19 protein-coding genes are annotated in these 25,312 nt (G+C 49.6%); 15 read left to right on the top strand and 4 right to left on the bottom strand.

The features are described 5' to 3' along the window. Positions 1 to 21: 21 nt before the first annotated feature. The 4 genes from ispE to DW720_RS02460 are packed head-to-tail and all read left to right on the top strand — an operon-like array spanning position 22 to position 3,454. Entirely contained in the window at positions 22 to 933 is a 912-nt protein-coding gene (gene ispE / locus DW720_RS02445; RefSeq protein ID WP_022360083.1) for a 4-(cytidine 5'-diphospho)-2-C-methyl-D-erythritol kinase, read from the top strand. Beyond that, positions 917 to 1,597, top strand: a complete 681-nt coding sequence (locus DW720_RS02450) for a GntR family transcriptional regulator (RefSeq protein WP_107000683.1) — start codon at positions 917 to 919, stop codon at positions 1,595 to 1,597. Before ispE ends, DW720_RS02450 begins: the two co-directional genes overlap by 17 nt. Next, the gene (locus tag DW720_RS02455) at positions 1,594 to 2,814 is read left to right on the top strand and encodes an aldo/keto reductase (protein WP_118742841.1); all 1,221 of its coding nucleotides are present in this window, start codon (positions 1,594 to 1,596) and stop codon (positions 2,812 to 2,814) included. Before DW720_RS02450 ends, DW720_RS02455 begins: the two co-directional genes overlap by 4 nt. A gap of 13 nt (positions 2,815 to 2,827) precedes the next feature. Continuing rightward, positions 2,828 to 3,454 (top strand): HD domain-containing protein, encoded by a 627-nt coding sequence (locus DW720_RS02460; protein ID WP_107000681.1) that lies wholly within the window; start codon positions 2,828 to 2,830, stop codon positions 3,452 to 3,454. Here the strand turns inward: DW720_RS02460 and DW720_RS02465 are convergent. After that, positions 3,399 to 4,094, bottom strand: a complete 696-nt coding sequence (locus tag DW720_RS02465; RefSeq protein WP_118471400.1) for a hypothetical protein — start codon at positions 4,092 to 4,094, stop codon at positions 3,399 to 3,401. The two genes, DW720_RS02460 and DW720_RS02465, sit on opposite strands and share 56 nt — an antisense overlap. Positions 4,095 to 4,232: 138 nt before the next feature. On the opposite strand from DW720_RS02465, the gene DW720_RS02470 reads away from it, so the two are divergent. The 3 genes from DW720_RS02470 (at position 4,233) to DW720_RS02480 (ending at position 6,748) form a co-directional block, all read left to right on the top strand. After that, entirely contained in the window at positions 4,233 to 5,294 is a 1,062-nt protein-coding gene (locus DW720_RS02470; protein WP_181357193.1) for a D-alanine--D-alanine ligase family protein, read from the top strand. 137 nt (positions 5,295 to 5,431) lie between these two features. Continuing rightward, positions 5,432 to 6,295 carry a glutamate racemase gene (gene murI, locus DW720_RS02475; protein ID WP_118637870.1) on the top strand — a complete coding sequence of 288 codons (864 nt, stop codon included), beginning with the start codon at positions 5,432 to 5,434 and terminating at the stop codon, positions 6,293 to 6,295. A gap of 3 nt (positions 6,296 to 6,298) precedes the next feature. After that, a complete protein-coding gene (locus tag DW720_RS02480) occupies positions 6,299 to 6,748 on the top strand; it encodes a DUF1934 domain-containing protein (protein WP_022360090.1) in 450 nt (149 codons plus the stop codon). A gap of 93 nt (positions 6,749 to 6,841) precedes the next feature. On the opposite strand, the gene DW720_RS02485 is transcribed toward DW720_RS02480, so the two are convergent. Next, positions 6,842 to 7,327 carry a hypothetical protein gene (locus DW720_RS02485; protein ID WP_022360091.1) on the bottom strand — a complete coding sequence of 162 codons (486 nt, stop codon included), beginning with the start codon at positions 7,325 to 7,327 and terminating at the stop codon, positions 6,842 to 6,844. Between the two features lie 345 nt (positions 7,328 to 7,672). On the opposite strand from DW720_RS02485, the gene DW720_RS02490 reads away from it, so the two are divergent. The 8 genes from DW720_RS02490 (at position 7,673) to tuf (ending at position 22,231) form a co-directional block, all read left to right on the top strand. Next, entirely contained in the window at positions 7,673 to 11,551 is a 3,879-nt protein-coding gene (locus DW720_RS02490; protein WP_107000677.1) for a DNA-directed RNA polymerase subunit beta, read from the top strand. 22 nt (positions 11,552 to 11,573) lie between these two features. Beyond that, positions 11,574 to 15,224 carry a DNA-directed RNA polymerase subunit beta' gene (gene rpoC, locus DW720_RS02495; RefSeq protein WP_107000676.1) on the top strand — a complete coding sequence of 1,217 codons (3,651 nt, stop codon included), beginning with the start codon at positions 11,574 to 11,576 and terminating at the stop codon, positions 15,222 to 15,224. Positions 15,225 to 15,584: 360 nt separating this feature from the next. Continuing rightward, positions 15,585 to 16,682: an N-acetylmuramoyl-L-alanine amidase gene (locus DW720_RS02500; protein ID WP_118494279.1), complete on the top strand. Its 1,098-nt coding sequence runs from the start codon at positions 15,585 to 15,587 to the stop codon at positions 16,680 to 16,682. 21 nt (positions 16,683 to 16,703) lie between these two features. Then, positions 16,704 to 17,120, top strand: a complete 417-nt coding sequence (locus DW720_RS02505) for a DUF5684 domain-containing protein (protein ID WP_022358471.1) — start codon at positions 16,704 to 16,706, stop codon at positions 17,118 to 17,120. 392 nt (positions 17,121 to 17,512) lie between these two features. Continuing rightward, a complete protein-coding gene (gene rpsL, locus DW720_RS02510; protein ID WP_022358472.1) occupies positions 17,513 to 17,932 on the top strand; it encodes a 30S ribosomal protein S12 in 420 nt (139 codons plus the stop codon). A gap of 343 nt (positions 17,933 to 18,275) precedes the next feature. Further along, positions 18,276 to 18,746 carry a 30S ribosomal protein S7 gene (gene rpsG / locus DW720_RS02515; RefSeq protein WP_022358473.1) on the top strand — a complete coding sequence of 157 codons (471 nt, stop codon included), beginning with the start codon at positions 18,276 to 18,278 and terminating at the stop codon, positions 18,744 to 18,746. 15 nt (positions 18,747 to 18,761) lie between these two features. After that, positions 18,762 to 20,882 (top strand): elongation factor G, encoded by a 2,121-nt coding sequence (gene fusA / locus DW720_RS02520; protein ID WP_107000673.1) that lies wholly within the window; start codon positions 18,762 to 18,764, stop codon positions 20,880 to 20,882. Between the two features lie 155 nt (positions 20,883 to 21,037). Beyond that, complete coding sequence (gene tuf / locus DW720_RS02525; RefSeq protein WP_107000672.1) at positions 21,038 to 22,231, top strand: elongation factor Tu; 1,194 nt, start codon at positions 21,038 to 21,040, stop codon at positions 22,229 to 22,231. A 688-nt stretch (positions 22,232 to 22,919) separates the two neighbouring features. Here the strand turns inward: tuf and DW720_RS02535 are convergent. Next, positions 22,920 to 24,602 (bottom strand): recombinase family protein, encoded by a 1,683-nt coding sequence (locus DW720_RS02535; RefSeq protein ID WP_008979761.1) that lies wholly within the window; start codon positions 24,600 to 24,602, stop codon positions 22,920 to 22,922. Positions 24,603 to 24,696: 94 nt separating this feature from the next. Beyond that, positions 24,697 to 25,224, bottom strand: a complete 528-nt coding sequence (locus tag DW720_RS15885) for a DUF6870 family protein (RefSeq protein ID WP_231311547.1) — start codon at positions 25,222 to 25,224, stop codon at positions 24,697 to 24,699. Positions 25,225 to 25,312 lie beyond the last annotated feature (88 nt).

Genomic DNA, 25,312 nt, shown 5'->3' on the forward strand with positions numbered 1-25,312 from the left:
GAACGATGGGAGGAATGACCGATGATCAGGCATCTGGAGCTGAAAGCATATGGAAAGATCAATCTCGGTCTGGATGTAGTCCGCCGGAGAGAAGACGGCTACCACGAAGTGCGGATGATCATGCAGACGGTGCGCGTGTACGACGCGATCGAACTGAACCGGACGGAGGAAGAGGGAATCCGTCTTTCAACGAACCTTTATTATCTGCCGGACAATGAAAATAACTTAGGTTACCGCGCGGCGAAACTTCTGATGGATGAGTTTGGAATCCGCGACGGTGTGGAGATCAAGATGAAGAAATTTATCCCGGTGGCAGCCGGGATGGCAGGCGGCAGCAGCGATGCGGCCGCAGTCCTGTTTGGTGTCAACAAGATGTTCGGACTGGGGCTTTCGAAACAGGAGCTGATGGAGCGCGGCGTCCGTCTGGGGGCGGATGTGCCGTACTGTATCATGCGGGGAACGGCTCTTTCGGAGGGAATCGGGGAGATCCTGACACCGCTTCCGCCGATGCCGCAGTGCCGCGTGCTGATTGCCAAACCGGCGGTCAGCGTTTCAACGAAGCATGTGTACGAGAGCTTAAACCTGCCGTCTCTGGGTGCAGAGGCGCATCCGGATATTGATGCGATGCGGGCGGCGATCGAGAAAAAAGACCTCTCCGGCGTCGTTTCACAGCTTGGAAACGTGCTGGAAACGGTGACGATCCCGGAAAATCCGGTGATTCAGACACTCAAAGATAAGATGATGGAGATGGGCGCGGACGGCTCTCTGATGAGCGGAAGCGGTCCAACCGTATTTGGCTTGTTTACGAACCAGACGGCGGCCCAGGCGGCGTATGAGGAACTCCGCTATGGTAGCAGCCAGGATCTGGCGAAACAGGTATACCTGACTAGTTTTTACAACAGGAAGGGGCATGCAGATGGGGAACAATTTTGAGGTTAAAATGAATGAATATCTCCCACTCAGGGATGTGGTATTCAACACACTCCGCCAGGCAATCTTAAAGGGAGAGCTGGCACCGGGCGAGCGCCTGATGGAGATTCAGCTGGCACAGAAGCTGGGCGTCAGCCGCACCCCGATCCGTGAGGCGATCCGCAAGCTGGAGCTGGAAGGACTCGTTCTGATGATTCCGCGGCGCGGCGCGGAGGTGGCGCGGATTTCGGAAAAAAGCCTGAAAGATGTGCTGGAAGTGCGCCGTTCGCTGGAGGAACTGGCGATTGAGCTGGCGTGCCAGCGCATGACGGAAGAAGATATGCAGGCATTGGAAGAAGCACAGAAAGCATTTAAAGCGGCGATTGATCAGGGCGATGCGATGAAGATCGCGGAGACGGACGAGGCATATCATGACGTGATCTACCATTCGACCCGCAACAAGCGTCTGGTGCAGATTTTGAACAACCTGCGTGAGCAGATGTACCGGTTCCGTCTGGAATACATCAAGGACGAGGATAAACGGCAGATTCTGCAGTTAGAGCATGAAAAAATATTGGCGGCACTGCGTCTGCGCCATATGGCGGAGGCAAAGGCGGTAGCCAGGGGGCACATAGATAACCAGGAAATCACGGTACTTAAGAATTTAAAGGAGCGGAAGGAAGTATGACATTTAAAGAATTGTACCTGTCCGGACAGATTCCATTTGAGGAAATCGATCGCTATATTTCCCGTTGGAACCGGTCGGATGATGAGCGGACACTGGCAAAATATCTCGGTCTCAACGCCGATGAGGAGGATGTCTGGATCGATGACAGCGACGAGGCGCTGAAAGAGATGCTGGACGCAAGAGAAAGGGTAGCCGGTACGCCGGTTACCCTTGGAAAGACGGATATTATCGTCAATAAAAATGGATTTGGCGCGCTGCCAATCCAGCGTATTTCTTTTGATGATGCGAAGGTACTGCTTCGCAAGGCGTATGATGCGGGTGTCCGTTTCTTTGATACGGCGCGCTTTTATACGGACAGTGAGGAGAAGATCGGCTATGCGCTGAGCGACGTGCGCGAGCATATCTATATTGCGACCAAGACAGCGGCAACGACGGCGGAAGGCTTCTGGAAGGATCTGGAGACGAGTTTACATAATTTAAAAACAGACTACGTGGACATTTACCAGTTTCACAATCCGGCAGTCTGTCCGAAGCCGGGAGACGGAAGCGGTCTTTATGAGGCGATGTTCGAGGCAAAAGAGCAGGGGAAAATCCGTTTCATCGGCATCACGAACCACCGCATGAGCATTGCGGAGGAGGCGATTGAGTCGGGGCTTTACGATACCCTGCAGTTCCCATTTAATTATCTTTCCACCGAGCGGGAGATCGCGTTGGCGAAGGCCTGTGCGGAGCACGAAATGGGATTTATCGCAATGAAGGGTCTGTCGGGCGGTCTGCTGACCAATTCGGCTGCGATCTATGCCTATATGGCACAGTTTGAGAATGTACTGCCGATCTGGGGTGTACAGAAGGAAAGCGAGCTGGACGAATTTTTAAGCTACATCGGCAATCCACCGGAACTGACGGACGAGCTGAAAGCTGTTATTGAAAAAGACCAGAAAGAGCTGGCAGGTGAATTCTGCCGGGGCTGCGGCTACTGTATGCCGTGTCCGGCAGGAATCGAGATCAACAACTGTGCGCGTATGTCCCTGCTTCTGCGCCGTTCTCCGTCAGCGAGATACCTCTCCCCGGAGGGACAGGCGAAGATGAAGAAGATAGAGGACTGCCTGCATTGCGGACACTGCAAGTCGATGTGCCCGTATGGTCTGGATACGCCGAAGCTTTTGGAGGAGAATTATAAGGATTATAAAGAGGTTCTGGCGGGGAAAAAGCTGTAAGGAGGCGGAAACAATGGATATAAATCAGAAACAGAAAGAACGTCTGGAGCAGCAGTTTGCATTTATCCGGGAGATAGACAAGGAGAAATTTATCGGTCGCCAGACGTATCTGACAGACGGCGAGCGGAAGGAAAATGACGCGGAGCACGCATGGCATATGGCGATCATGACGGTGCTTCTGGCGGAGTATTCCAATGAGCCGATCGATGTGCTGAAAACGGTTACCATGCTTCTGATTCACGATCTGGTCGAGATCGACGCCGGCGACACATATGCCTATGACGAGGAGGCGAAGAAAACCCAGCGGGAGAGAGAATTAAAGGGTGCAGAGCGCATTTTCGGAATGCTGCCGCCGGATCAGGGCGAAAAACTGCGCGCTCTCTGGGATGAATTTGAAGCCGGGGAGACGCCGGAAGCACGGTTTGCACATACGATGGACAACATCCAGCCGACGATGCTCAATGATGCTTCCAAGGGAAAGGCGTGGGCGACGCGCGGCGTGCACCTGAGCCAGATTCTTGGAAGAAATAAGAATACCGCCAAGGGCTCGGAGACGCTGTGGAACTATTCCTATGAGAATTTCATCACTCCGAGCCTCCGGGAAGGAAAGATAAAAAACGACACGTTACCCGAAGAGTAATCGAATTGTCGGAGGAAGCATGAGCTTTATCCGGCAGACTGCTGTCAGCGGAAACGGCGTGCGTGGCTGCTATTTTTGAGTTCGAAGAAGATTCTGTCGGTTCGGTGGTTATTTTGGAAGCTGAAGCTGTTCCAGAACGTTCCGAGTGATTGGAGCAAGTCATCGGGTCAGCTTTAGAGGAAATCAGAGCAGCAGCTTTCTTGTTTACATCAAAAACGATATGTTTCTTTTGCGACAGCCAGTTCATATCGTTATCAAAAATCAGAGCGTCAGAGACGGAATCGGCGCTCTGATTTTTTGAGTTTTCTTCCGGCATGACACCTCCGGACAGGGCGGGCGGCGGATAGAGAACACCCCACCAGTTGTCGATCACATGAGTCTGCAGGATCGGCGGGGCGATCGCGTACGCCAGGACTTTCTGCTGAATCTGGTTTCTGGTAAAAGTAAGAAGAGGCAGGCAGAAAAGCAGAAATAAGAGCATGGAACATAATGCGAGAAGCGGGAGTATTCCATCGTAGATATGGGAAAACTTGCAGGAACCGGTGGAAAAATGGCGGCATTTATTGGTAACAGGTGGATGAATCCTGGATGCGGATGACAGAGAATTTTCAGACTGGAACGAAATCACTTGATTTAACATAATGGCTCTCCTTTTACTGAAAGAAATCGAATCTTCTTGTCGCAAGTATTGACAGTTATGGTATAATCTAAACTATATTTTGGAATAGCATTCCGGCGTGTGGTGAAGCTTCCCACACCCGGCAGAAAGGCGGATATTATGAAAAAGAGTGTACTTGTGGTATTTGGCGGACAGTCTTCGGAACATATTGTTTCATGTATGTCGGCAATCAATGTCATTAAAAATATAGATACAGAGCGCTATGATGTAACCCTGATCGGAATTACCGAAGAGGGAAAATGGCTGCTGGTTGACTCGGTCGAGCAGATCGAGGATGAGAGCTGGAGAAAGAACACGACGACCGCGATCCTTTCCCCGGATGCAACGGAGAAATCCGTGATCGTCCTGAAAGATGGTAAGGCGGAAATGATCCGCATTGATGTGGTATTCCCGGTTCTGCATGGACTCTGGGGCGAGGACGGCACCATTCAGGGCATCTTTGAGTTGGCAAAAATCCCGTATGTCGGATGCGGTGTGCTGGCGTCCAGCGTTTCGATGGATAAAGTGTATACAAAACAGATTGTTGACCACACAGGCGTGCGCCAGGCGGCATATGAGCTGGTCATCCGCAAAGAACTTGAAAAGATGGATGAGGTTGTGGCACGCATCGAGAACCGGTTCTCATATCCGGTATTTATCAAGCCGTCCAATGCAGGTTCTTCCAGAGGTGTCAGCAAGGCGTCGGATCGCGAAGAGCTGATTGCAGGCTTAAAGGAGGCGGCGCACCATGACCGCAAGATTCTGGTTGAGGAGACGATTGTCGGCCGTGAGATCGAATGTGCGGTCTTTGGAAATGGCACAGAACCGGTCATCGCTTCCGGTGTTGGCGAGATTCTGGCAGCAGCCGATTTCTATGATTTTGATGCGAAATATTACAACGCAGAGTCCAGAACCGTGGTAAATCCAGAGCTTCCGGGCGATGCGACCGAGCGTGTGCGTCAGGCGGCGAGACGTATTTTCAAGGCGGTAGATGGCTATGGTCTGTCGCGTGTCGATTTCTTTGTGACGAAGGACGGCGAGGTTATCTTCAATGAGATCAATACCATGCCGGGCTTTACCGCGATTAGTATGTACCCGATGCTCTTTGAGGCGGCCGGAATCCCGAAGCCGGAGATGGTGACAAAGCTGATTGAACACGGACTGAAACGCTACGAAGCCTAGAAATAAATAAAAATGTTTCAGAATCCTGAAACAGTGTGAGAGAATCTACTTTTGGACGTTATATGATTCGATATACACAGAAGTTCGGGAAAGAATGGAAACATGACCATAAGAATTTTGCCGAAAGGAAGGTAAACATGGATAGAAATGCCCCGATCGGAGTTTTTGATTCAGGCATCGGCGGTCTGACGGTAGCCCGTGAGATCATGCGCCAGATGCCGCAGGAGCGCATCGTATACTTTGGAGATACGGCGCGCGTTCCATATGGAAGCAAATCGCAGGAGACGGTACTGCGCTATTCCCGCCAGATCATCCGTTTTCTGAAAACACAGGGAGTCAAGGCGATCGTGATTGCCTGCAACACGGCCTCGGCGTGTGCACTGGAGACGGTCAAACAGGAATTGGATATCCCGATCATCGGGGTTATCTACGCGGGCGCGCGTACGGCTGCCGAGGCAACCCATAATGGAAAGATTGGCGTGATTGGAACCGAGGCGACCATCCGGAGCGGTATTTATACCAGAGAAATGCAGAAGCTGCGCCCGGATATTGAGGTCATTGGAAAACCGTGTCCGCTCTTTGTGCCGCTGGTGGAGGAAGGACTCTTTCATGATTCGGTAACAGACGAGATTGCCTCCCGGTATCTTTCTTCGCTGAAAGAAAAATACATTGATACGCTGGTTATGGGATGTACGCATTATCCGCTGCTGCGTTCGACGTTGCATCGGCTGATGGGCGACGAGGTGACTTTGGTAAATCCGGCATATGAGACGGCGATTGAACTTAAAACTCTGCTGCGGGACATGGATCTGACACGCAGTTCGGAGGATCTGGAACGTTTTTCGGAGGAAAACAGCCGCCGCGCTGCTGCCGGGGAGCCGATTCTTGACCAGTATCAGTTCTTTGTCAGCGACCGGGCGGAGAATTTCACGCGTTTTGCCAAGGCGATTCTGCCAAAAGAGGTAAAAGACACGAAACAGATTAACATTGAGGAGTATTAAAATATGACGAAAGATGTGCTTGTATCCGTGCGCGGTGCCCATATTGCGGACGGGGAGACGAATAACCTGGAGGTTATCACGGCAGGCAGCTATTATTTCAAAAATGGCAAGCATTATATCATCTATGATGAGATCCTGGAGGGCGAGGAAGGAAGCATCCGCAATACCATCAAAGCCAATGCGGACAGCGTCGATATGATCAAGGGAGGCGATGCGCGGGCGCATATGATTTTTCAGGAGAACCGTCCGAATGTCAGCTGTTATGTGACTCCATACGGTCAGATGATCGTGGGCGTCACGACCGACCGCATCAAGATCAATGAAGGTCCGGATCATCTGAAAATCCAGATTGATTATACGCTGGAACTCAACTATGAGCAGACCAGCCAGAGCCATATTGAAATTGATGTGAAATCGAAGGCGACGGCGAAATTGAACCTGAAAGAGCAGTAAATATAAAAGAATATAGAAACAAAGAAATAAAATCGATGAATCAAAAATCCCGGAAACGTGCAATCAGTTACATTTCCGGGATTTTAAGATCCATTATTTATTTTTCTTGGACTTGGAAGCTTCTTTCTTTGCTGCCTCTTCTGTATTTTTCTTGAAACGGTCAAAGAATTTTTTCTTCTTCGGCAGCGGCGGGATACCTCCGCGCACGCTCTTGATCTCTGTGATATAAAGACCGCTGATGACAACCTTTGCCTCGGTGCGGAGCGGTAACTGAAGGAATACCTTCTCATCCGCGATCATGGTCACAACCTTCGGTCCGATCTTAGCCTTTACGATCGGGAGCTTCGCCCACTTCATATACCATGGAGTCTGGTCAATAACCATCTTCGGGAGACCGGAATCTCCGATTTTCAGTTTCTTTTTGTCAATCGCCAGAATCGAAACTGTCTGTTTCGAAGCGTCGATCATAGTCTGCTGCTCTGCCTGACGTTTCTGCATCCGGGAACCCAGAATATACAGTACGACAAGAAGGATAGCCAGAATGACGATAATAACTAGCAGTACATTCCAAAATGACATATATATATACCTCCGTTGTAGATAGCGGCGGGACGCAAATCCAATCCCATTTCGCAGAAATAACGAAAATAGCCGCGCAATTACTATGTATTATAGCATTGGAGAGGGGAAATGGCAAGAAAAATAGACGGGTAACTATGGCTTATTCCAAATCCATCAAAAAACCACTTGACACCCATCAAATCCCATGCTAAGATGGAGAATGCACTATTGTGGAAAACTGTGTTTTCCGGGTATTCGTATGCCCAAATGACAGTGCAGCTCCGGCGGCATGAAACAAGGCTGGTTCGGAGATGGAAAAATGCAAACCATAGAGATAGAAAGAAAACAGGGGTGAAACATCGAATGGAGAAAAGCAGGATGCGTCCGGTAAAAACCGGTAAAGGTGTAAGGATGACCTTCTCAAGACAAAAAGAAGTTCTGGAAATGCCGAATTTGATTGAGATTCAGAAAAACTCGTATCAGTGGTTCCTGGATGAGGGACTGAAAGAAGTGTTTGCTGATATCTCCCCGATCACGGATTTCGCAGGTCACTTGAGTCTGGAATTTGTGGATTTTACACTGTGTAAAAACGATATCAAATATACGATCGAAGAGTGCAAAGAGCGCGATGCGACCTATGCAGCTCCTCTGAAGGTAAAGGTAAGACTTTGCAATAAAGATAAAGATGAGATCAATGAACATGAGATTTTCATGGGTGATCTTCCACTTATGACCGACACCGGCTCCTTCGTTATCAACGGAGCGGAGCGAGTTATCGTCAGCCAGCTTGTTCGTTCCCCTGGTATTTATTATGGAATCGCGCACGATAAGATCGGTACAGAGTTATACAGCTGCACCGTTATCCCGAACCGGGGTGCCTGGCTGGAGTATGAGACAGATTCCAACGACATTTTCTACGTGCGTGTAGACCGGACCAGAAAAGTTCCTGTTACTGTTCTGATCCGTGCTCTTGGTTACGGTACTAACGCCGAGATCATTGACCTGTTCGGCGATGAGCTGAAACTGGAGAAGAGCTTTGAGAAGGATCCGTCCAACAACTACCAGGATGGCCTTCTGGAATTATATAAGAAGATTCGTCCAGGTGAGCCGCTTTCCGTAGACAGCGCAGAGAGCCTGTTAAACAGCATGTTCTTCGATCCGCGCCGCTACGATCTGGCAAAGGTAGGTCGTTATAAATTCAATAAAAAGCTTCACTTTAAGAACCGTATCGTAGGTCACGTTCTGGCTGAGGATGTGGTTGATACAACTACCGGAGAGATTCTGGCGGAGCAGGGAACAAAGGTTACCAAGGAACTTGCTACTGACATCCAGAACGCAGGCGTTCCGTTTGTATGGATTCAGGGTGAGAAGAAGAATCACAAGGTTCTTTCTAACATGATGGTAGATCTGGGCGCTTATGTGAATTTCGATCCGGAAGAAGTAGGCGTCACAGAGTTAGTATTCTATCCGGTTCTCCAGGGTATTCTGGAAGAAAATGCCGGCGCTTCTGATGAGGAGTTAAAAGAGATTATCCGCAGAGATATCCATGACTTGATTCCGAAGCACATTACGAAGGAAGATATCATCGCTTCCATCAACTACAACATGCATCTGGAAGGCGGCATCGGCAATCCAGATGATATCGACCATCTGGGCAACCGTCGTATCCGTGCGGTCGGCGAGCTGCTTCAGAACCAGTACCGTATCGGTCTGTCCCGTATGGAGCGTGTGGTACGTGAGCGTATGACAACACAGGACATGGAAGGTGTTTCTGCCCAGTCCCTGATCAATATCAAGCCGGTTACAGCAGCAGTCAAGGAGTTCTTCGGAAGTTCCCAGCTGTCCCAGTTCATGGATCAGAACAATCCGCTGTCCGAGCTGACCCATAAGAGACGTCTTTCTGCCCTGGGTCCTGGCGGTCTGTCAAGGGACCGTGCCGGATTCGAGGTACGAGATGTACACTACACACACTATGGCCGTATGTGCCCGATCGAGACACCTGAGGGACCGAACATCGGTCTAATCAACTCCCTGGCATCTTACGCACGTGTCAATGAGTACGGTTTCATCGAAGCTCCGTACCGTGTAGTAGATAAAACCGATCCGTCCAACCCGGTTGTTACGGATGAGGTTGTATACCTGACAGCAGACGAGGAAGATAACTTCGTTGTTGCACAGGCAAACGAGCAGTTAGACGAAGAAGGACACTTCGTCCACAATAACGTATCTGGTCGTTTCCGTGAGGAGACCTCCGAGTTCCAGAAGAAGAAAATCGACCTGATGGACGTATCCCCGAAGATGGTATTCTCCGTAGCTACTTCCATGATTCCGTTCCTGCAGAACGACGATGCGAACCGTGCTCTGATGGGATCGAACATGCAGCGTCAGGCGGTACCGCTTCTGACCACCGAGAGAGCCGTTGTCGATACCGGTATTTCCGCGAAGGCAGCTGTTGACTCCGGTGTGTGTGTCGTTGCAAAGAATGCCGGTGTGGTTGAGCGCTCCGCTTCCAACGAGATCATCATCAAGAGAGATTCCGATGGAAACCGCGATGTATACCATCTGACAAAATTCAAGAGAAGTAACCAGTCCAACTGCTACAATCAGAAACCGATTGTATACAAGAATGACCATGTCGAAGCTGGCGAGGTTATCGCAGATGGCCCGTCCACCTGCAACGGTGAGATCGGTCTGGGCAAAAACCCGCTGATCGGCTTCATGACCTGGGAAGGCTACAACTACGAGGATGCCGTTCTTCTGTCTGAGCGTCTGGTTCAGGAGGATGTATATACCTCCGTCCATATCGAGGAATACGAGGCAGAAGCACGTGATACCAAGCTGGGACCGGAAGAGATCACAAGAGATGTTCCGGGTGTCGGCGAGGATGCACTGAAAGATCTGGACGAGCGCGGTATCATCCGCATTGGTGCAGAGGTTCGTGCCGGTGATATCCTGGTAGGTAAGGTTACTCCGAAGGGAGAGACCGAGCTGACCGCAGAAGAGCGCCTGTTACGTGCGATCTTCGGTGAGAAGGCAAGAGAGGTTCGTGATACTTCCCTGAAAGTACCGCATGGTGCATACGGTATCATCATTGATGCGAAGGTATTTACAAGAGAGAACGGCGACGAGCTGGCTCCGGGTGTAAATAAGACCGTTCGTATCTACATTGCACAGAAGAGAAAGATTTCCGTCGGCGATAAGATGGCTGGCCGTCATGGTAACAAGGGTGTCGTTTCCCGTGTACTTCCGGTTGAGGATATGCCGTTCCTTCCGAATGGCCGTCCGCTCGACATCGTACTGAACCCACTGGGCGTACCGTCCCGTATGAATATCGGACAGGTCCTGGAGATTCATTTAAGCCTTGCTGCCAAAGCACTTGGTTTTGATGTGTCCACCCCGATTTTCGATGGCGCAGACGAGAAAGATATTCAGAACACTCTGGAGATGGCAAATGACTATGTCAACACCTCCTGGGAAGAGTTCGAAGCAAAATATAAAGATATTGTAGATCCGGAAGTTATGGAGTATCTGGGTACCCATCTGGAGCACAGAAAACTCTGGAAGGGCGTTCCGATCGGACGTGACGGTAAAGTCCGCCTGAGAGATGGACGTACCGGCGAATACTTCGACAGCCCGGTTACAATCGGACACATGCATTACCTGAAACTGCATCATCTGGTTGATGATAAGATTCATGCACGTTCCACAGGTCCTTACTCCCTCGTTACACAGCAGCCGCTGGGTGGTAAAGCTCAGTTCGGTGGCCAGCGTTTCGGAGAGATGGAGGTTTGGGCTCTGGAGGCGTATGGCGCATCCTACACGCTGCAGGAGATCCTGACCGTGAAGTCTGATGATGTGGTAGGTCGTGTGAAGACATACGAGGCAATCATCAAGGGCGAGAATATTCCGGAGCCGGGTATTCCGGAGTCCTTCAAGGTACTCTTAAAAGAGCTTCAGTCCCTGGGTCTGGATGTCAGAGTTCTGGCAGAAGACGGTTCCGAGATCGAGCTCAAGGAGAACATCGACGAAGGCGATACCGATCTTCGTTCCGTCATCGAGGGTGACAGCAAGCGTTACTCTCAGAATGAGTCCTTTGGCAACTACGGTTACCAGGAGCAGGAATTTAAAGATGGTGAGCTGACCGATGTAGAGCACGATGAGTATACAGCAGAGGCAGACGGCTATACGGACGATGACTATGCAGACGTTTCCGATGATAATGGATCTGACGACGAAGAATAATCGATAGGAGGGAGTACCGCTCATGCCAGAGACAAATGAAACATATCAACCATTGACATTTGACGCAATCAAGATCGGTTTGGCATCCCCTGAAAAGATTCTGGAGTGGTCTCACGGCGAGGTTAAAAAGCCGGAGACCATCAACTACAGAACATTAAAGCCGGAGAAAGACGGCCTGTTCTGTGAGAGAATCTTTGGACCGAGCAAGGACTGGGAGTGCCACTGTGGTAAATATAAAAAAATCAGATATAAAGGTGTTATCTGTGACCGCTGCGGCGTTGAGGTTACAAAAGCCAGCGTCCGCCGTGAGCGCATGGGTCATATCGAGCTTGCAGCTCCGGTTTCCCACATCTGGTATTTCAAGGGAATTCCGAGCCGCATGGGTCTGATTCTGGACATTTCTCCGAGAACTCTGGAGAAGGTTCTGTACTTCGCTTCCTATATCGTGCTGGATCCGGGACAGACCGGACTGCAGATGAAGCAGGTTCTGTCTGAGAAGGAGTACCGTGACGAGATCGAGAAATACGGTTACGGTTCTTTCCGTGTCGGCATGGGTGCCGAGGCGATTCAGGAGCTTTTAAAGGCGATCGACCTGGAGAAGGATTCTGAGGATCTGAGAAACCAGTTACAGGATGCAACCGGACAGAAGCGTGCCCGCATCATCAAGCGTCTGGAAGTCGTAGAGGCATTCAGAAATTCCGGCAACAAACCGGAGTGGATGATCATGACCGTTGTCCCGGTTATCCCGCCGGATATCCGTCCGATGGTACAGTTGGATGGCGGACGTTTCGCAACTTCCGACTTAAACGATCTGTATCGTCGTATTATCAACCGTAACAACCGTCTTGCAAGACTTCTGGAGCTCGGCGCACCGGATATCATCGTGCGCAACGAGAAACGTATGCTTCAGGAGGCAGTTGACGCATTAATTGATAATGGCCGCCGTGGCCGTCCGGTTACCGGTCCTGGCAACCGTGCCCTCAAGTCCCTTTCTGATATGTTAAAGGGTAAACAGGGACGTTTCCGTCAGAACCTTCTGGGTAAGCGAGTTGACTATTCTGGACGTTCCGTTATCGTCGTAGGACCGGAGTTAAAGATTTACCAGTGCGGTCTGCCGAAAGAGATGGCGATCGAGCTGTTTAAACCGTTCGTTATGAAAGAGCTGGTTTCCAACGGAACCGCTCATAACATTAAAAATGCAAAGAAGATGGTAGAGCGCCTTCAGCCGGAGGTTTGGGACGTTCTCGAGGATGTAATCAAAGAGCATCCGGTTATGTTAAACCGTGCTCCTACACTGCATCGTCTGGGTATCCAGGCATTCGAGCCGATTCTGGTAGAAGGTAAGGCAATCAAGCTGCATCCGCTTGTTTGTACCGCATTCAACGCCGATTTCGATGGCGACCAGATGGCGGTACATCTTCCGCTTTCCGTGGAGGCACAGGCAGAGTGCCGTTTCCTGCTGCTTTCTCCGAATAACCTGTTAAAACCGTCCGATGGTGGTCCGGTAGCCGTTCCTTCCCAGGATATGGTACTTGGTATTTACTATCTGACCCAGGAACGTCCGGGCGCCAAGGGCGAGGGCATGGCATTCAAGAGCATCAACGAGGCGATTCTTGCATACGAGAACAAGGTTGTTACCCTGCATTCCCGTGTCAAAGTAAGAGTAACCCGCACGATGCCGGATGGCACAACGAAGACTGGTATCATCGAGTCTACCGTTGGACGTTTCATCTTCAACGAGATCATCCCGCAGGATCTGGGCTTCGTAGACCGTTCCCAGAAAGAGAACGAGCTGAAACTGGAAGTTGACTTCCACGTAGGCAAGAAGCAGTTAAAGCAGATTCTGGAGAAGGTTATCAATGTCCATGGTGCAACCCAGACAGCGATCACCCTGGATGATATCAAGGCGATTGGCTACAAGTTCTCTACACGTGCAGCCATGACCGTATCGATTTCCGATATGACCGTACCGGCAAGCAAGCCGAAGCTGATTGCTGACGCGCAGGCAACGGTTGATCATATCGCAAAGAACTTCCGCCGTGGTCTTATCACAGAGGAAGAGCGTTACAAAGAAGTTATCGAGACCTGGAAGGCAACCGATGATCAGTTGACTCACGACCTGCTGACAGGACTTGACAAATATAACAACATCTTCATGATGGCTGACTCCGGTGCGCGAGGATCGGATAAGCAGATTAAACAGCTTGCTGGTATGCGAGGACTGATGGCAGATACGACCGGTCATACGATTGAACTTCCTATCAAGTCCAACTTCCGTGAGGGTCTGGACGTACTGGAGTACTTCATCTCCGCACACGGAGCTCGAAAAGGTATGTCCGATACGGCTCTGCGTACTGCCGACTCTGGTTACCTGACCAGACGTCTGGTAGACGTATCCCAGGATCTGATCGTCCGCGAGGAGGACTGCTGCTGGGATAAGCCGGAAATTCCGTATATGGAGATCAAGGCATTCATGGATGGTCAGGAGACCATCGAGACATTGCAGGAGCGTATCACAGGACGTTTCATCGCTGAGACAATCACAGACCCGGATACAGGTGAAGTGGTGATCGAGAAGAACCATATGTGTACGCCGAAGCGTGCAGCGGCTGTTATGGCAGCATTGAAGAAACAGGGCAGAGATTCCATCAAGATCCGTACCGTTCTGACCTGTAAATCCCATATCGGTGTGTGTGCGAAGTGCTACGGTGCCAACATGGCAACCGGTCAGCCGGTTCAGGTCGGTGAGGCAGTCGGCATCATCGCGGCACAGTCCATCGGTGAGCCTGGTACACAGCTGACCATGCGTACGTTCCACTCGGGCGGCGTTGCCGGTGGCGATATCACACAGGGTCTTCCGCGTGTCGAGGAGCTTTTCGAGGCACGTAAGCCGAAGGGACTTGCTATCATCGCTGAGTTCGGCGGTGTGGCAACCATCAAAGATACCAAGAAGAAACGTGAGATCATTATCACGGATAATGAGACGGGCAATTCCAAGACATACCTGATTCCTTACGGCTCCCGTATCAAGATTCAGGACGGCGCGGTTCTGGAGGCTGGTGACGAGCTGACCGAAGGTAGCGTGAACCCGCACGATATTCTGAAGATCAAGGGCGTCCGCGCCGTACAGGATTACATGATCCAGGAAGTACAGCGTGTATACCGCTTACAGGGTGTAGAAATCAATGATAAGCATATCGAGATGATCGTACACCAGATGTTAAAGAAGATTAAGATTGAGGAAAGTGGAGATTCCGACGTACTGCCGGGCGTATCCATGGATGTACTCGATTTCAACGAGATGAACGAGGCGCTGGAAGCCGAGGGCAAAGAGCCGGCGATCGGACGTCAGGTTATGCTGGGTATCACCAAGGCATCTCTGGCAACCGACTCCTTCTTATCCGCTGCATCCTTCCAGGAGACAACCAAGGTTCTGACCGAGGCTGCCATCAACGGAAAGGTAGATAAGCTGATTGGTCTGAAGGAGAACGTTCTGATTGGTAAGCTGATTCCGGCTGGTACCGGTATGAAGCGTTACCGCTCCATCAAGCTGAACACTGATGTTGAGGAAGAGGATGATATCGATCTGGCAGAGGACGACTTCAACGAGCCGGCTGAACTGGACGAGGCAGACAAGATTGTACTCAACGAGGATGAGCTGAGTGAAGAATAATTAAAAATGAAAAACGGAATCGTTTTTTGGAGATCGCCGCAGAGATGCGGCGGTCTTTTTTTGTGCCAATGATGCGCACTCGCGCGAAGCTGTAGGTTGTCGCAAGCGACCGCGCGAGACGCCCGAATGTGCCAAGGCACATTCGTTCCTGCCATATCATAGACAGAAAACCGTAAGAAATAGAAGCGCGGGATTGGTTGAATCGAAGGGGAAAATCCGTTATACTTATAAAGGAAATGTTTAAAATCCAAAGTAATGTGATTAAATTGTATAAATTTAAAGAACAAATTTAACGATTTTAGACTTTCAAAACAGAAACAATTATTTTAAAAATAGAGACATTGGAAGGAGATTATATAGATGAAGAGACACAATTGGCTCAAAAAACACACACTGGGACTGGCGGCGGCTCTGCTGATGACAGCCGGTATGTCGCAGATCGCGCTGGCAGGTGACTCGGTGTATGTCAATACGTCTTCCCTGCGCTACCGGACATCGGCGCAGATCAAGGACAATAATATCGCGGGCAATCTGTCCTACGGTCAGAAGCTGGAGCGCGTGGGAACCAGCGGGCAGTGGACGATGATTCTTTTGAATGGAAAGAAGTATTACGTTTCATCCGCCTATGTGACAAGCAAAAAACCGGCATCTGCAGGTGCTGTCCAGACAACCAGCCAGACAGCAGCGGGAGCGCAGACATCCGGCGGCACGGCGATCGCACTTTCTTCTAATTATAAATACGCAAATTATTCAAAGATCAACAGCGGAACTGCGACCCTGTACCGCTCGACTGCTTCCAACAAGAAAAATAAAGTGGTCTGTGTCAATGCCGGACATGGAACAAACGGTGGCGGAAGCGTCAAGACCCAGTGTCATCCGGATGGAAGTGCGAAAGTAACCGGCGGCACAACCGGAGCCGGTGCTACCTCAGCAGTGGCAGTTTCCAGCGGTATGACCTTTGCAGATGGAACAGCAGAGAGCAAGGTAACACTTGCTATGGCAAAGGTGCTTAAGACAAAACTTCTGAATGCAGGCTATGATGTACTGATGATCCGTGAATCAGATGATGTACAGCTGGATAATATAGCTCGTACGGTCATTGCGAATAACAACGCGGACTGTCATATAGCCTTGCACTGGGATTCAACCAGCAGCAACAAGGGTGCCTTTTTCATGAGCGTTCCAAGCAATGCAACCTACCGTGCGATGGAGCCGGTTGCCTCTCATTGGAAGCAGCACAACCAACTGGGCGAGTCGCTGATCAGCGGCTTAAAGAGCGCGGGTGTGAAGATTTATTCTAAAGGCAGCATGGAGATGGATTTGACCCAGACTTCCTATTCAACGATTCCGAGTGTGGATATTGAGCTGGGAGATAAGGCGTCCGATCATTCGGGTGCGACGCTTGAGACTCTGGCGAACGGACTGCTGGCTGGCGTGAATACATTCTTCGGACAGTAAAAACTGAAAGGAGGAAAGCGTATGGGATTGGTGGCGTTTATTATGGCATATGCATTATTTGCGTTTATCTTTTATATTCTGCAGGTAATTGCATACTGGAAGATCTTTACAAAAGCCGGGGAAGAAGGATGGAAATCCATCATTCCGATTTACAATGGCTATGTACAGTACCGGCTGACCTGGGATGTGCAGTATTTCTGGGTGGCACTCGGACTGGCGGTCGGCGGAGGTATTTTAAATTCCTTCGGCGGAATCGTGGGAGTTATCGGTTCGCTTGCGCTTCTGGGAACAGCACTCATGAATGTGGTGGCACTCTATAAGCTGGCGTGTGCCTATGGTCACGGGATAGGATTTACTATTGGTTTATTTTTCCTGAATCCGCTTTTTATGCTGATTCTTGGTTTTGGTGATTCGGAGTACATGGGACCGCAGGAGTAGCGGAAATGAAGTTCCGGGATATTTAAGATATTTTCCAGAAAAAAAGAGTCAGATGAGACAATAGAGGGTTTTGCACTGTACCTGTCTACAGCGCAAAACCCTTGTTACTGCTCACAGGTAGGCACTTTTGGAACCGAAAGTGCCGTAAGAAAACGTGGTGGCAGCAGGAATTTGCCGTATTTAAATGCGAAGCCACGGCAAATTCCGTTACTGGGCACGTATGCGTGAACAGTAACAAACCCTTTATTTTACGGGAAAAATTTGCATTTTATACCTTGACAGTGCAACTCAAACTAGCTATAATAAGTAAGCGTGCAAAATTCAAGGAATTTCTGCGCGGAAATACAAGCTTAAAAAAGCAACCACAGACAATATCACAGGAGGTGAAAAGGATGCCTACATTTAACCAGTTAGTAAGAAAGGGAAGACAGACATCTGAAAAGAAATCAACAGCTCCGGCTCTGCAGAAGGGATACAACTCTTTACAGAAGAAAGCTATCAACGTTTCTGCACCGCAGAAGAGAGGCGTGTGTACAGCCGTTAAGACTGCAACACCTAAAAAGCCTAACTCTGCTCTTAGAAAAATCGCCAGAGTTCGTCTTTCCAACGGTATCGAAGTAACAAGCTACATCCCGGGTGAGGGACACAACTTACAGGAGCACAGCGTTGTTCTGATTCGTGGTGGTCGTGTAAAAGACTTACCAGGTACCAGATACCACATCATCAGAGGTACTCTTGATACTGCAGGCGTAGCCAACAGAAAACAGGCGCGTTCCAAATACGGCGCTAAGAGACCGAAAGACAAGAAATAATTTTAATTAGGTAGAAGTTCTATTAGATTTAGAATGAATGTGCCGGACTTTGATATTGATCCTGTAGGTTGCAGGGAATCATAGAACCGCGCACGAGACGCAACAAGACTTAGGTGAGCAATTTCGTGAAAAGGCGAAGAAGACGGCTGTTCAAGAAATTGAATTCGTCGCCAAGAAAGAGGCACCATGCGTGGTGGCGCGCTGAAAGACGCGCTCGTTTCGCAGGTGTGCTTATTCGCTAAGTTCGTGAAAGACCTCACTAAGCGAATAATGCGAGTACCTAAGATCTAATGAATGGCTCCCGCGGCTCCCCGCCGGAGCAGATATTAAGGAGGGAAGTAACGTGCCACGTAAAGGACATACTCAGAAAAGAGACGTATTAGCGGATCCGCTGTACAACAATAAGGTTGTTACTAAATTAATCAACAACATCATGCTGGACGGCAAAAAGGGCGTTGCTCAGAAGATCGTATACGGCGCGTTTGATCGTGTCGCTGCAGAATCCGGTAAGGAAGCTGTAGAGGTTTTCGAAGAGGCAATGAACAACATCATGCCGGTTCTGGAAGTTAAGGCAAAACGTATCGGTGGTGCTACCTATCAGGTACCGATCGAGGTTAAGCCGGAAAGAAGACAGGCTCTTGCACTTCGCTGGATCACTCTGTACTCCCGTAAGAGAGGCGAGAAGACTCAGGAAGAGAGACTGGCAAAAGAGATTCTGGATGCAGCTAACAACACTGGTGCATCTGTGAAGAAGAAAGAAGATATGCATAAGATGGCAGAGGCTAACAAGGCATTTGCTCATTACAGATTCTAATAGGAGGAAAAAGCTTTGGCTGGAAGAGAATATCCGTTAGAGAGAACCAGAAATATTGGTATTATGGCTCATATCGATGCTGGTAAGACTACCACTACTGAGCGTATTCTGTATTATACTGGTGTTAACTATAAGATCGGTGATACTCATGAAGGTACTGCTACCATGGACTGGATGGCTCAGGAGCAGGAGAGAGGTATTACCATCACTTCTGCAGCGACAACCTGTCACTGGACTCTGCAGGAAAACTGCAAACCGAAACCAGGCGCTCTGGAGCATCGTATCAACATCATCGATACTCCAGGACACGTTGACTTCACGGTTGAGGTTGAGCGTTCCCTGCGTGTACTGGACGGTGCTGTAGGTGTATTCTGTGCTAAGGGTGGTGTAGAGCCGCAGTCTGAGAACGTATGGCGTCAGGCTGATACCTACAATGTACCGCGTATGGCATTCATCAACAAGATGGATATCCTGGGTGCAAACTTCTATGGCTGTGTAGAGCAGATCAAGACCAGACTTGGTAAGAATGCTATCTGTTTACAGCTTCCGATCGGCAAGGAAGATGATTTCAAGGGAATTATCGACCTGTTCGAGATGAAAGCATACATCTACAATGATGATAAGGGTGAGGACATTAGCATCCTTGATATCCCGGAGGATATGAAGGATGACGCTGAGCTTTACCACACCGAGCTGGTAGAGAAGATCTGCGAGCTGGACGACGATCTGATGATGGCTTACCTTGAGGGTGAAGAGCCGTCTGTAGATGAGTTAAAGAAAGTATTAAGAAAAGCAACCTGCGAGTGTCAGGCAATCCCGGTATGCTGTGGTACTGCATACAGAAATAAGGGTGTTCAGAAGCTCCTGGATGCAATCATCGAGTTCATGCCGTCTCCGCTTGACATCCCGCCGATCAAGGGTGTTGACCTGGATGGCAACGAGACTGTAAGACATTCTTCCGACGAAGAGCCGTTCTCCGCTCTTGTATTCAAGATCATGACCGACCCGTTCGTAGGTAAGCTGGCTTACTTCCGTGTGTACTCAGGTGTTATGAACTCCGGTTCATATGTACTGAATGCAACAAAGGACAAAAAAGAGCGTGTTGGACGTATCCTTCAGATGCATGCCAACAAGCGTCACGAGCTGGAAAAGGTTTACTCCGGTGATATCGCAGCAGCGATCGGATTCAAGTTCTCCACCACAGGTGATACTATCTGTGATGAGCAGCATCCGGTAATCCTGGAGTCCATGGAGTTCCCGGAGCCGGTTATCGACATCGCTATCGAGCCGAAGACCAAAGCTGGTCAGGACAAGATGGGCGAGGCTCTTGCAAAACTGGCAGAGGAGGATCCGACCTTCCGTGCTTATACAAACAAAGAGACTGGTCAGACAATCATCGCTGGTATGGGCGAGCTCCATCTGGAGATTATCGTAGACCGTCTGCTTCGTGAGTTCCACGTTGAAGCTAACGTAGGTGCTCCGCAGGTAGCTTACAAAGAGACCTTCACAAAGGCTGTAGATGTAGACAGCAAGTATGCAAAACAGTCTGGTGGTCGTGGTCAGTACGGTCACTGTAAGGTACACTTCACTCCGATGGATCCGAACGGCGAAGAGACCTTCAAGTTTGAGTCCAGCGTTGTCGGCGGTGCTATCCCGAAAGAGTACATCCCGGCTGTAGGCGAAGGTATCGAAGAGGCTGCTAAGGCAGGTATCCTCGGCGGATTCCCGGTACTCGGCGTTCACGCTGACGTATACGATGGTTCCTACCATGAGGTCGACTCTTCTGAGATGGCTTTCCATATCGCAGGTTCCATGGCATTCAAGGATGCTATGCGTAAAGGTAACCCGGTACTGCTTGAGCCGATCATGAAGGTTGAGGTAACCATGCCGGAAGAGTATATGGGTGATATCATCGGTGATATCAACTCTCGTCGTGGTCGTATCGAGGGTATGGAAGACATCGGCGGCGGCAAGCTGGTTAAGGCTTATGTTCCGCTGGCAGAGATGTTCGGTTATTCTACCGACCTTCGTTCCAGAACTCAGGGACGTGGTAACTACTCCATGTTCTTTGAGAAATATGAGCAGGTTCCGAAGAGCGTTCAGGAGAAAGTTCTTGCTGGAAAAGCTGAGAAATAATTAAAAATGTAACTATATTGCCTTTTCCGGGCAGATAACTGCCCGGAAAAGCAATATTAGGCTTGAAAAAACGGCTCTAATCGAATATAATTAGAGTCAGCCTAACATAAATTGAGATACCCGTATTGGGTGTAAATTAAGGAGGACGTCTTAAAATGGCAAAAGCAAAGTTTGAAAGAACTAAACCGCATTGTAACATTGGTACTATCGGACACGTAGACCATGGTAAAACAACCCTGACAGCAGCTATCACAAAAGTTCTGGCTGCAAGAGTAGCTGGTAACACAGCTGAGAACTTCGAGGATATCGATAAAGCTCCGGAAGAGAGAGAGCGTGGTATTACTATCTCTACTGCACACGTTGAGTATCAGACAGAGAAGAGACATTACGCACACGTTGACTGCCCAGGACATGCTGACTACGTTAAGAACATGATCACTGGTGCTGCTCAGATGGATGGCGCTATTCTGGTTGTAGCTGCTACCGATGGTGTTATGGCTCAGACAAGAGAGCACATCCTGCTTTCCCGTCAGGTAGGCGTACCGTACATCGTAGTATTCATGAACAAGTGCGATATGGTAGACGATCCGGAGCTGCTTGAGCTGGTTGAGATGGAGATCAGAGACCTGCTGAACGAGTACGAGTTCCCGGGCGATGACACACCGATCATCCAGGGTTCTGCTCTGAAGGCTCTTGAAGATCCGAACGGCGAGTGGGGCGACAAGATCATGGAGCTCATGGACGCTGTAGATTCCTACATTCCGGATCCGGTACGTGCTACTGATAAGCCGTTCCTGATGCCAATCGAGGACGTATTCACCATCACAGGTCGTGGTACTGTTGCTACCGGCCGTGTTGAGCGTGGTACTCTGAAACTGAACGATGAGGTTGAGATCGTTGGTATTCACGAGGAGACTCGTAAGACTGTTGTAACTGGTATCGAGATGTTCCGTAAGCTGCTTGATCAGGCTGAGGCTGGTGATAACATCGGTGCTCTGCTTCGTGGTGTTCAGAGAACTGACATCCAGCGTGGTCAGTGTCTGGTTAAACCGGGCTCTGTAAAATGCCATAAGAAATTTACTGCTCAGGTTTACGTTCTGACAAAAGACGAGGGTGGTCGTCATACTCCGTTCTTCAACAACTATCGTCCGCAGTTCTACTTCAGAACCACTGACGTAACAGGCGTTTGTGAGTTACCGGCTGGTACCGAGATGTGTATGCCGGGCGACAACGTAGAGATGACTGTAGAGCTGATTCATCCGGTAGCTATGGAGCAGGGTCTTCGTTTCGCTATCCGTGAGGGCGGCCGTACAGTAGGATCTGGTAGAGTTGCTACTATCATCGAGTAATCAATGAATTAAACAAAGGTGCTTCTTGTATGCACAGTAGGCAAGAAGATGTACCGTATATATATTATAAAGTCGCTTCCAGGAAGCGCATTGTGTCCAGACGTAAGAGATACCCCGGAACCGTAAGGTTTCCGGGGTTTTTCTGTTGTTTCATAGGAAATTGCGTTCTATGAAACAACAAACGCTCCGCGAGGATGCGTACTCGCGCGAAGCAGAAACATGTCGCAAGCGACCGCGCGAGACGCCCGAATGTGTCAAGGTACATTCTTTTTCACAGAATTTCAGCCTTTTACGCATTGTCGGTTGCTAGAAGTCCGGCGGCACGCAGGTTGGCAAGAAGTTCATTGAAGCGTTCAACGACATCTTCAGCACTTGTTGCATCTGCGACGGGAGCAGCGGCGGTGACGATGGCGGCGGGACCGGTAGGACCCGTTGCGCCGGTAGGACCCGTTGCGCCGGTAGCTCCTGTAGCGCCGACAGCTCCTGCAGCGCCGGTAGGACCTGTAGCGCCAGTCGGCCCCGCAGCGCCGGTAGCTCCTGTAGCGCCAGTTGGGCCGGTAGCGCCGTCAGCCCCGGTCGGCCCAGTCGGACCCGCAGCCCCGTCAGCGCCAGCCGGCCCAGTCGGACCCGTAGAGCCGTTTATTTATGCACAACATTAGATTTTCCTTTGTGTTGAATAGGCAAGCCGTTAGATTGCCTTGTTCTCAATCACTCGGATAACGTTGTGGTTATTCTCGATGTAATCAATAATTCGCTGGTACTCGTCGGCAAAATTGAAGTCAACCGTTATTTCCCCGTTCTCATGCACCCAAACCGCTTTTACGAGTTCAACCATAATCCCGCGGTTAAGGCTCTGAATGTTTTTGTATTTCAGAAAGGCGGTTAGATACGGGTCGTCGGTTCCGATACCATCAGCCATTACCTGCATTTCCTCTTTCAGATAGGAGATGTTCGCTTCAAGCTGTTGTATCTGTTCTGCAATCTTGCCTTTCAAGCGGCGGTATTCCTCTTTGGTAATCTCACCGCTTTTCCAATCAAGGTACAAGCTATCGGAAGCGTCATTGTACTGTTTTAGCTGCTTCTCTGCCTGTTTCAAGGAATGGGATAATCTCTTGCTTTCCCGGTTGATAACAGGCGCGTTGTTAATCCGTTCAATTTCTTCTGCAAGCCGATCTACAAGGGCAATTTGCATTTGCAACGCTGCCAATACCGCGTTTTCCAACTTGTCTTGCCGGATAGAATGTTTGCTGCAAATCTTCTTATCGGTGTAGCTGCGGCAAGAGTAGTAGGCAATATCGCGGGCGGTTTTGCGCCGCATGGCCTTTTTGCAATCCGCGCAACGGACAAAGCCGGACATGAGATAGACTTCCTGTTTGCCGGGGGCTGTCCTTGTGTCGCGCTTATGTAGGGCTTGCGCTTTCTCGAATGTTTCCCTGTCAATAATCGCTTCGTGTGTGTTGGGGACGACAAACCATTCTTCTTCGGGGACGTTGATCTGCTTGTGTACTTTGTAGCTTATTACGCGATTACGGCCTTGCACCATTACGCCCGTATAAACTTCATTTTGCAATATCCTTACAATCGTGCTGGCAGACCACAAACCATCGTTTTTGTCGGAATTAGGGTTGTTATACTTAAAGCCTTTTTTCTTCTTATAGGCTTCGGGGTTCGGCTCTCCCATTTGGTTAAGCCGCTTTGCAATCCCCATTTTACTGTACCCCTCATTGACAAACCAATGGTAAATGCTTTTGACAACCTCCGCTGCTTCTTCATCTACAATCAAGCTGTTTTTGTCGTTTGGGTCTTTCTTGTAGCCGTAAGGGGCAAACGCGCCTATGAACTCGCCGCGCTCCCGTTTCATCTTGAATGTTTTGCGGATTTCTTCGGAAGTGGTCGCGGCAAACTGCTCGTTGAACATTCCCCTAATAGGTACTTCAAGGCCGCTTGCAGAATGGGGATTTGCGTAAGTGTCAATAAATGGTGTGCCTGTGCAAATAAACCTTGCACCGTTAATGGGTATGAACTCCTCTAAAAACTTTTGCTGGTCGGCAAGGTTGCGGAAACCGCGTGCAAGGGATTTGATAATCATGCAGTTTACTTCTTTTCGGACAATGCAGCCCTCAAGCCGTTTGAAGTTTGGTCGCGCTGTGTCGGTGCCTGTCAATCCGTCGTCGGCAAACACGTCTACAATCACATAGGTTCCCGGCTCAAAATAGCTGTCTACAAAGTCGCGGAGTATCTTTTCTTGGTTGATAACACTCTCGCTTTCGTCCTCGTTGTCGTCCTCTCTGGATAGTCGAATGTATAGCCCAATTTTCCAAAACGGCTCTGCATAACTGCGTGCCATTTTGTCTTTGCGTATGCGGGGCATTATACCTCCTTTCCCCCTATAATTACGAGTTAATTATACCATTTTCGCCCCGTAATCACAAGGTCTTACCCATAGAGTTAGGGAAAGTCGGCGGTTATTTCAGACTTAAAAAGTAATCGCACAATGATTGCTTTAGCGTTCTATCCTCTGCGACAAACCGTATTCTTACGGGCGTATCGCCGCAAAGAAAACAATACGGATTGACGATCTGCTCCAAGTAGCTTTGCATTTTTTTTGCTGCTGGCAAAGAACTGTCAATATGGATATTACGAATATCAACCAAAGTGCTGCGGTCAACCTGTGTAATATCAACATTTCTCATTTGTTGAAGTTGTAACTTGGTAATCATCTTCTTTCCCTCCCGGTTAGCGGCATAGTACAGAATATGCGCTCCGGCTTGTACGATATGAGAAATAAGGCTGAAACGGGCGGTTGTTAGCTGCAACCTCACGGGAGTTTCACCCCGGCCCATGCTTATGGGTGCGCCGCGCAATACTTTGAGGGTGTTCAACGCGGGAGTATCATTGTGCCGCCTTGTATGTCGTCGCCCACAAGCTGCTAAACCTGTTTTACGGCGCGGTAGTTGTCGCTCGACTTTTCCCCGTAGGGGAAAAGCTGTCATGGCGTACCCGCCGACTGGCTCGGTACAGACGGAATGTACCCGTTTGCCTGTTATGCTGCGCACCAAAGGCCGCTTTCTTTGTCAAAGA

It is taken from the genome of Clostridium sp. AM27-28 (genome assembly GCF_003480955.1).
Lineage (GTDB): Bacteria > Bacillota > Clostridia > Lachnospirales > Lachnospiraceae > Otoolea > Otoolea fessa.

Coding starts and splice junctions, on each gene's coding strand:
- rpsL (WP_022358472.1), top strand. CDS start 17,513: ATGCCTACATTTAACCAGTTAGTAAGAAAGGGAAGACAGACATCTGAA.
- DW720_RS02450 (WP_107000683.1), top strand. CDS start 917: ATGGGGAACAATTTTGAGGTTAAAATGAATGAATATCTCCCACTCAGG.
- ispE (WP_022360083.1), top strand. CDS start 22: ATGATCAGGCATCTGGAGCTGAAAGCATATGGAAAGATCAATCTCGGT.
- DW720_RS02455 (WP_118742841.1), top strand. CDS start 1,594: ATGACATTTAAAGAATTGTACCTGTCCGGACAGATTCCATTTGAGGAA.
- murI (WP_118637870.1), top strand. CDS start 5,432: ATGGATAGAAATGCCCCGATCGGAGTTTTTGATTCAGGCATCGGCGGT.
- DW720_RS02500 (WP_118494279.1), top strand. CDS start 15,585: ATGAAGAGACACAATTGGCTCAAAAAACACACACTGGGACTGGCGGCG.
- DW720_RS02470 (WP_181357193.1), top strand. CDS start 4,233: ATGAAAAAGAGTGTACTTGTGGTATTTGGCGGACAGTCTTCGGAACAT.
- DW720_RS02535 (WP_008979761.1), bottom strand. CDS start 24,602: ATGCCCCGCATACGCAAAGACAAAATGGCACGCAGTTATGCAGAGCCG.
- DW720_RS02480 (WP_022360090.1), top strand. CDS start 6,299: ATGACGAAAGATGTGCTTGTATCCGTGCGCGGTGCCCATATTGCGGAC.
- DW720_RS02505 (WP_022358471.1), top strand. CDS start 16,704: ATGGGATTGGTGGCGTTTATTATGGCATATGCATTATTTGCGTTTATC.
- DW720_RS02485 (WP_022360091.1), bottom strand. CDS start 7,327: ATGTCATTTTGGAATGTACTGCTAGTTATTATCGTCATTCTGGCTATC.
- DW720_RS02465 (WP_118471400.1), bottom strand. CDS start 4,094: ATGTTAAATCAAGTGATTTCGTTCCAGTCTGAAAATTCTCTGTCATCC.
- DW720_RS15885 (WP_231311547.1), bottom strand. CDS start 25,224: ATGACAGCTTTTCCCCTACGGGGAAAAGTCGAGCGACAACTACCGCGC.
- tuf (WP_107000672.1), top strand. CDS start 21,038: ATGGCAAAAGCAAAGTTTGAAAGAACTAAACCGCATTGTAACATTGGT.
- rpoC (WP_107000676.1), top strand. CDS start 11,574: ATGCCAGAGACAAATGAAACATATCAACCATTGACATTTGACGCAATC.
- DW720_RS02490 (WP_107000677.1), top strand. CDS start 7,673: ATGGAGAAAAGCAGGATGCGTCCGGTAAAAACCGGTAAAGGTGTAAGG.
- DW720_RS02460 (WP_107000681.1), top strand. CDS start 2,828: ATGGATATAAATCAGAAACAGAAAGAACGTCTGGAGCAGCAGTTTGCA.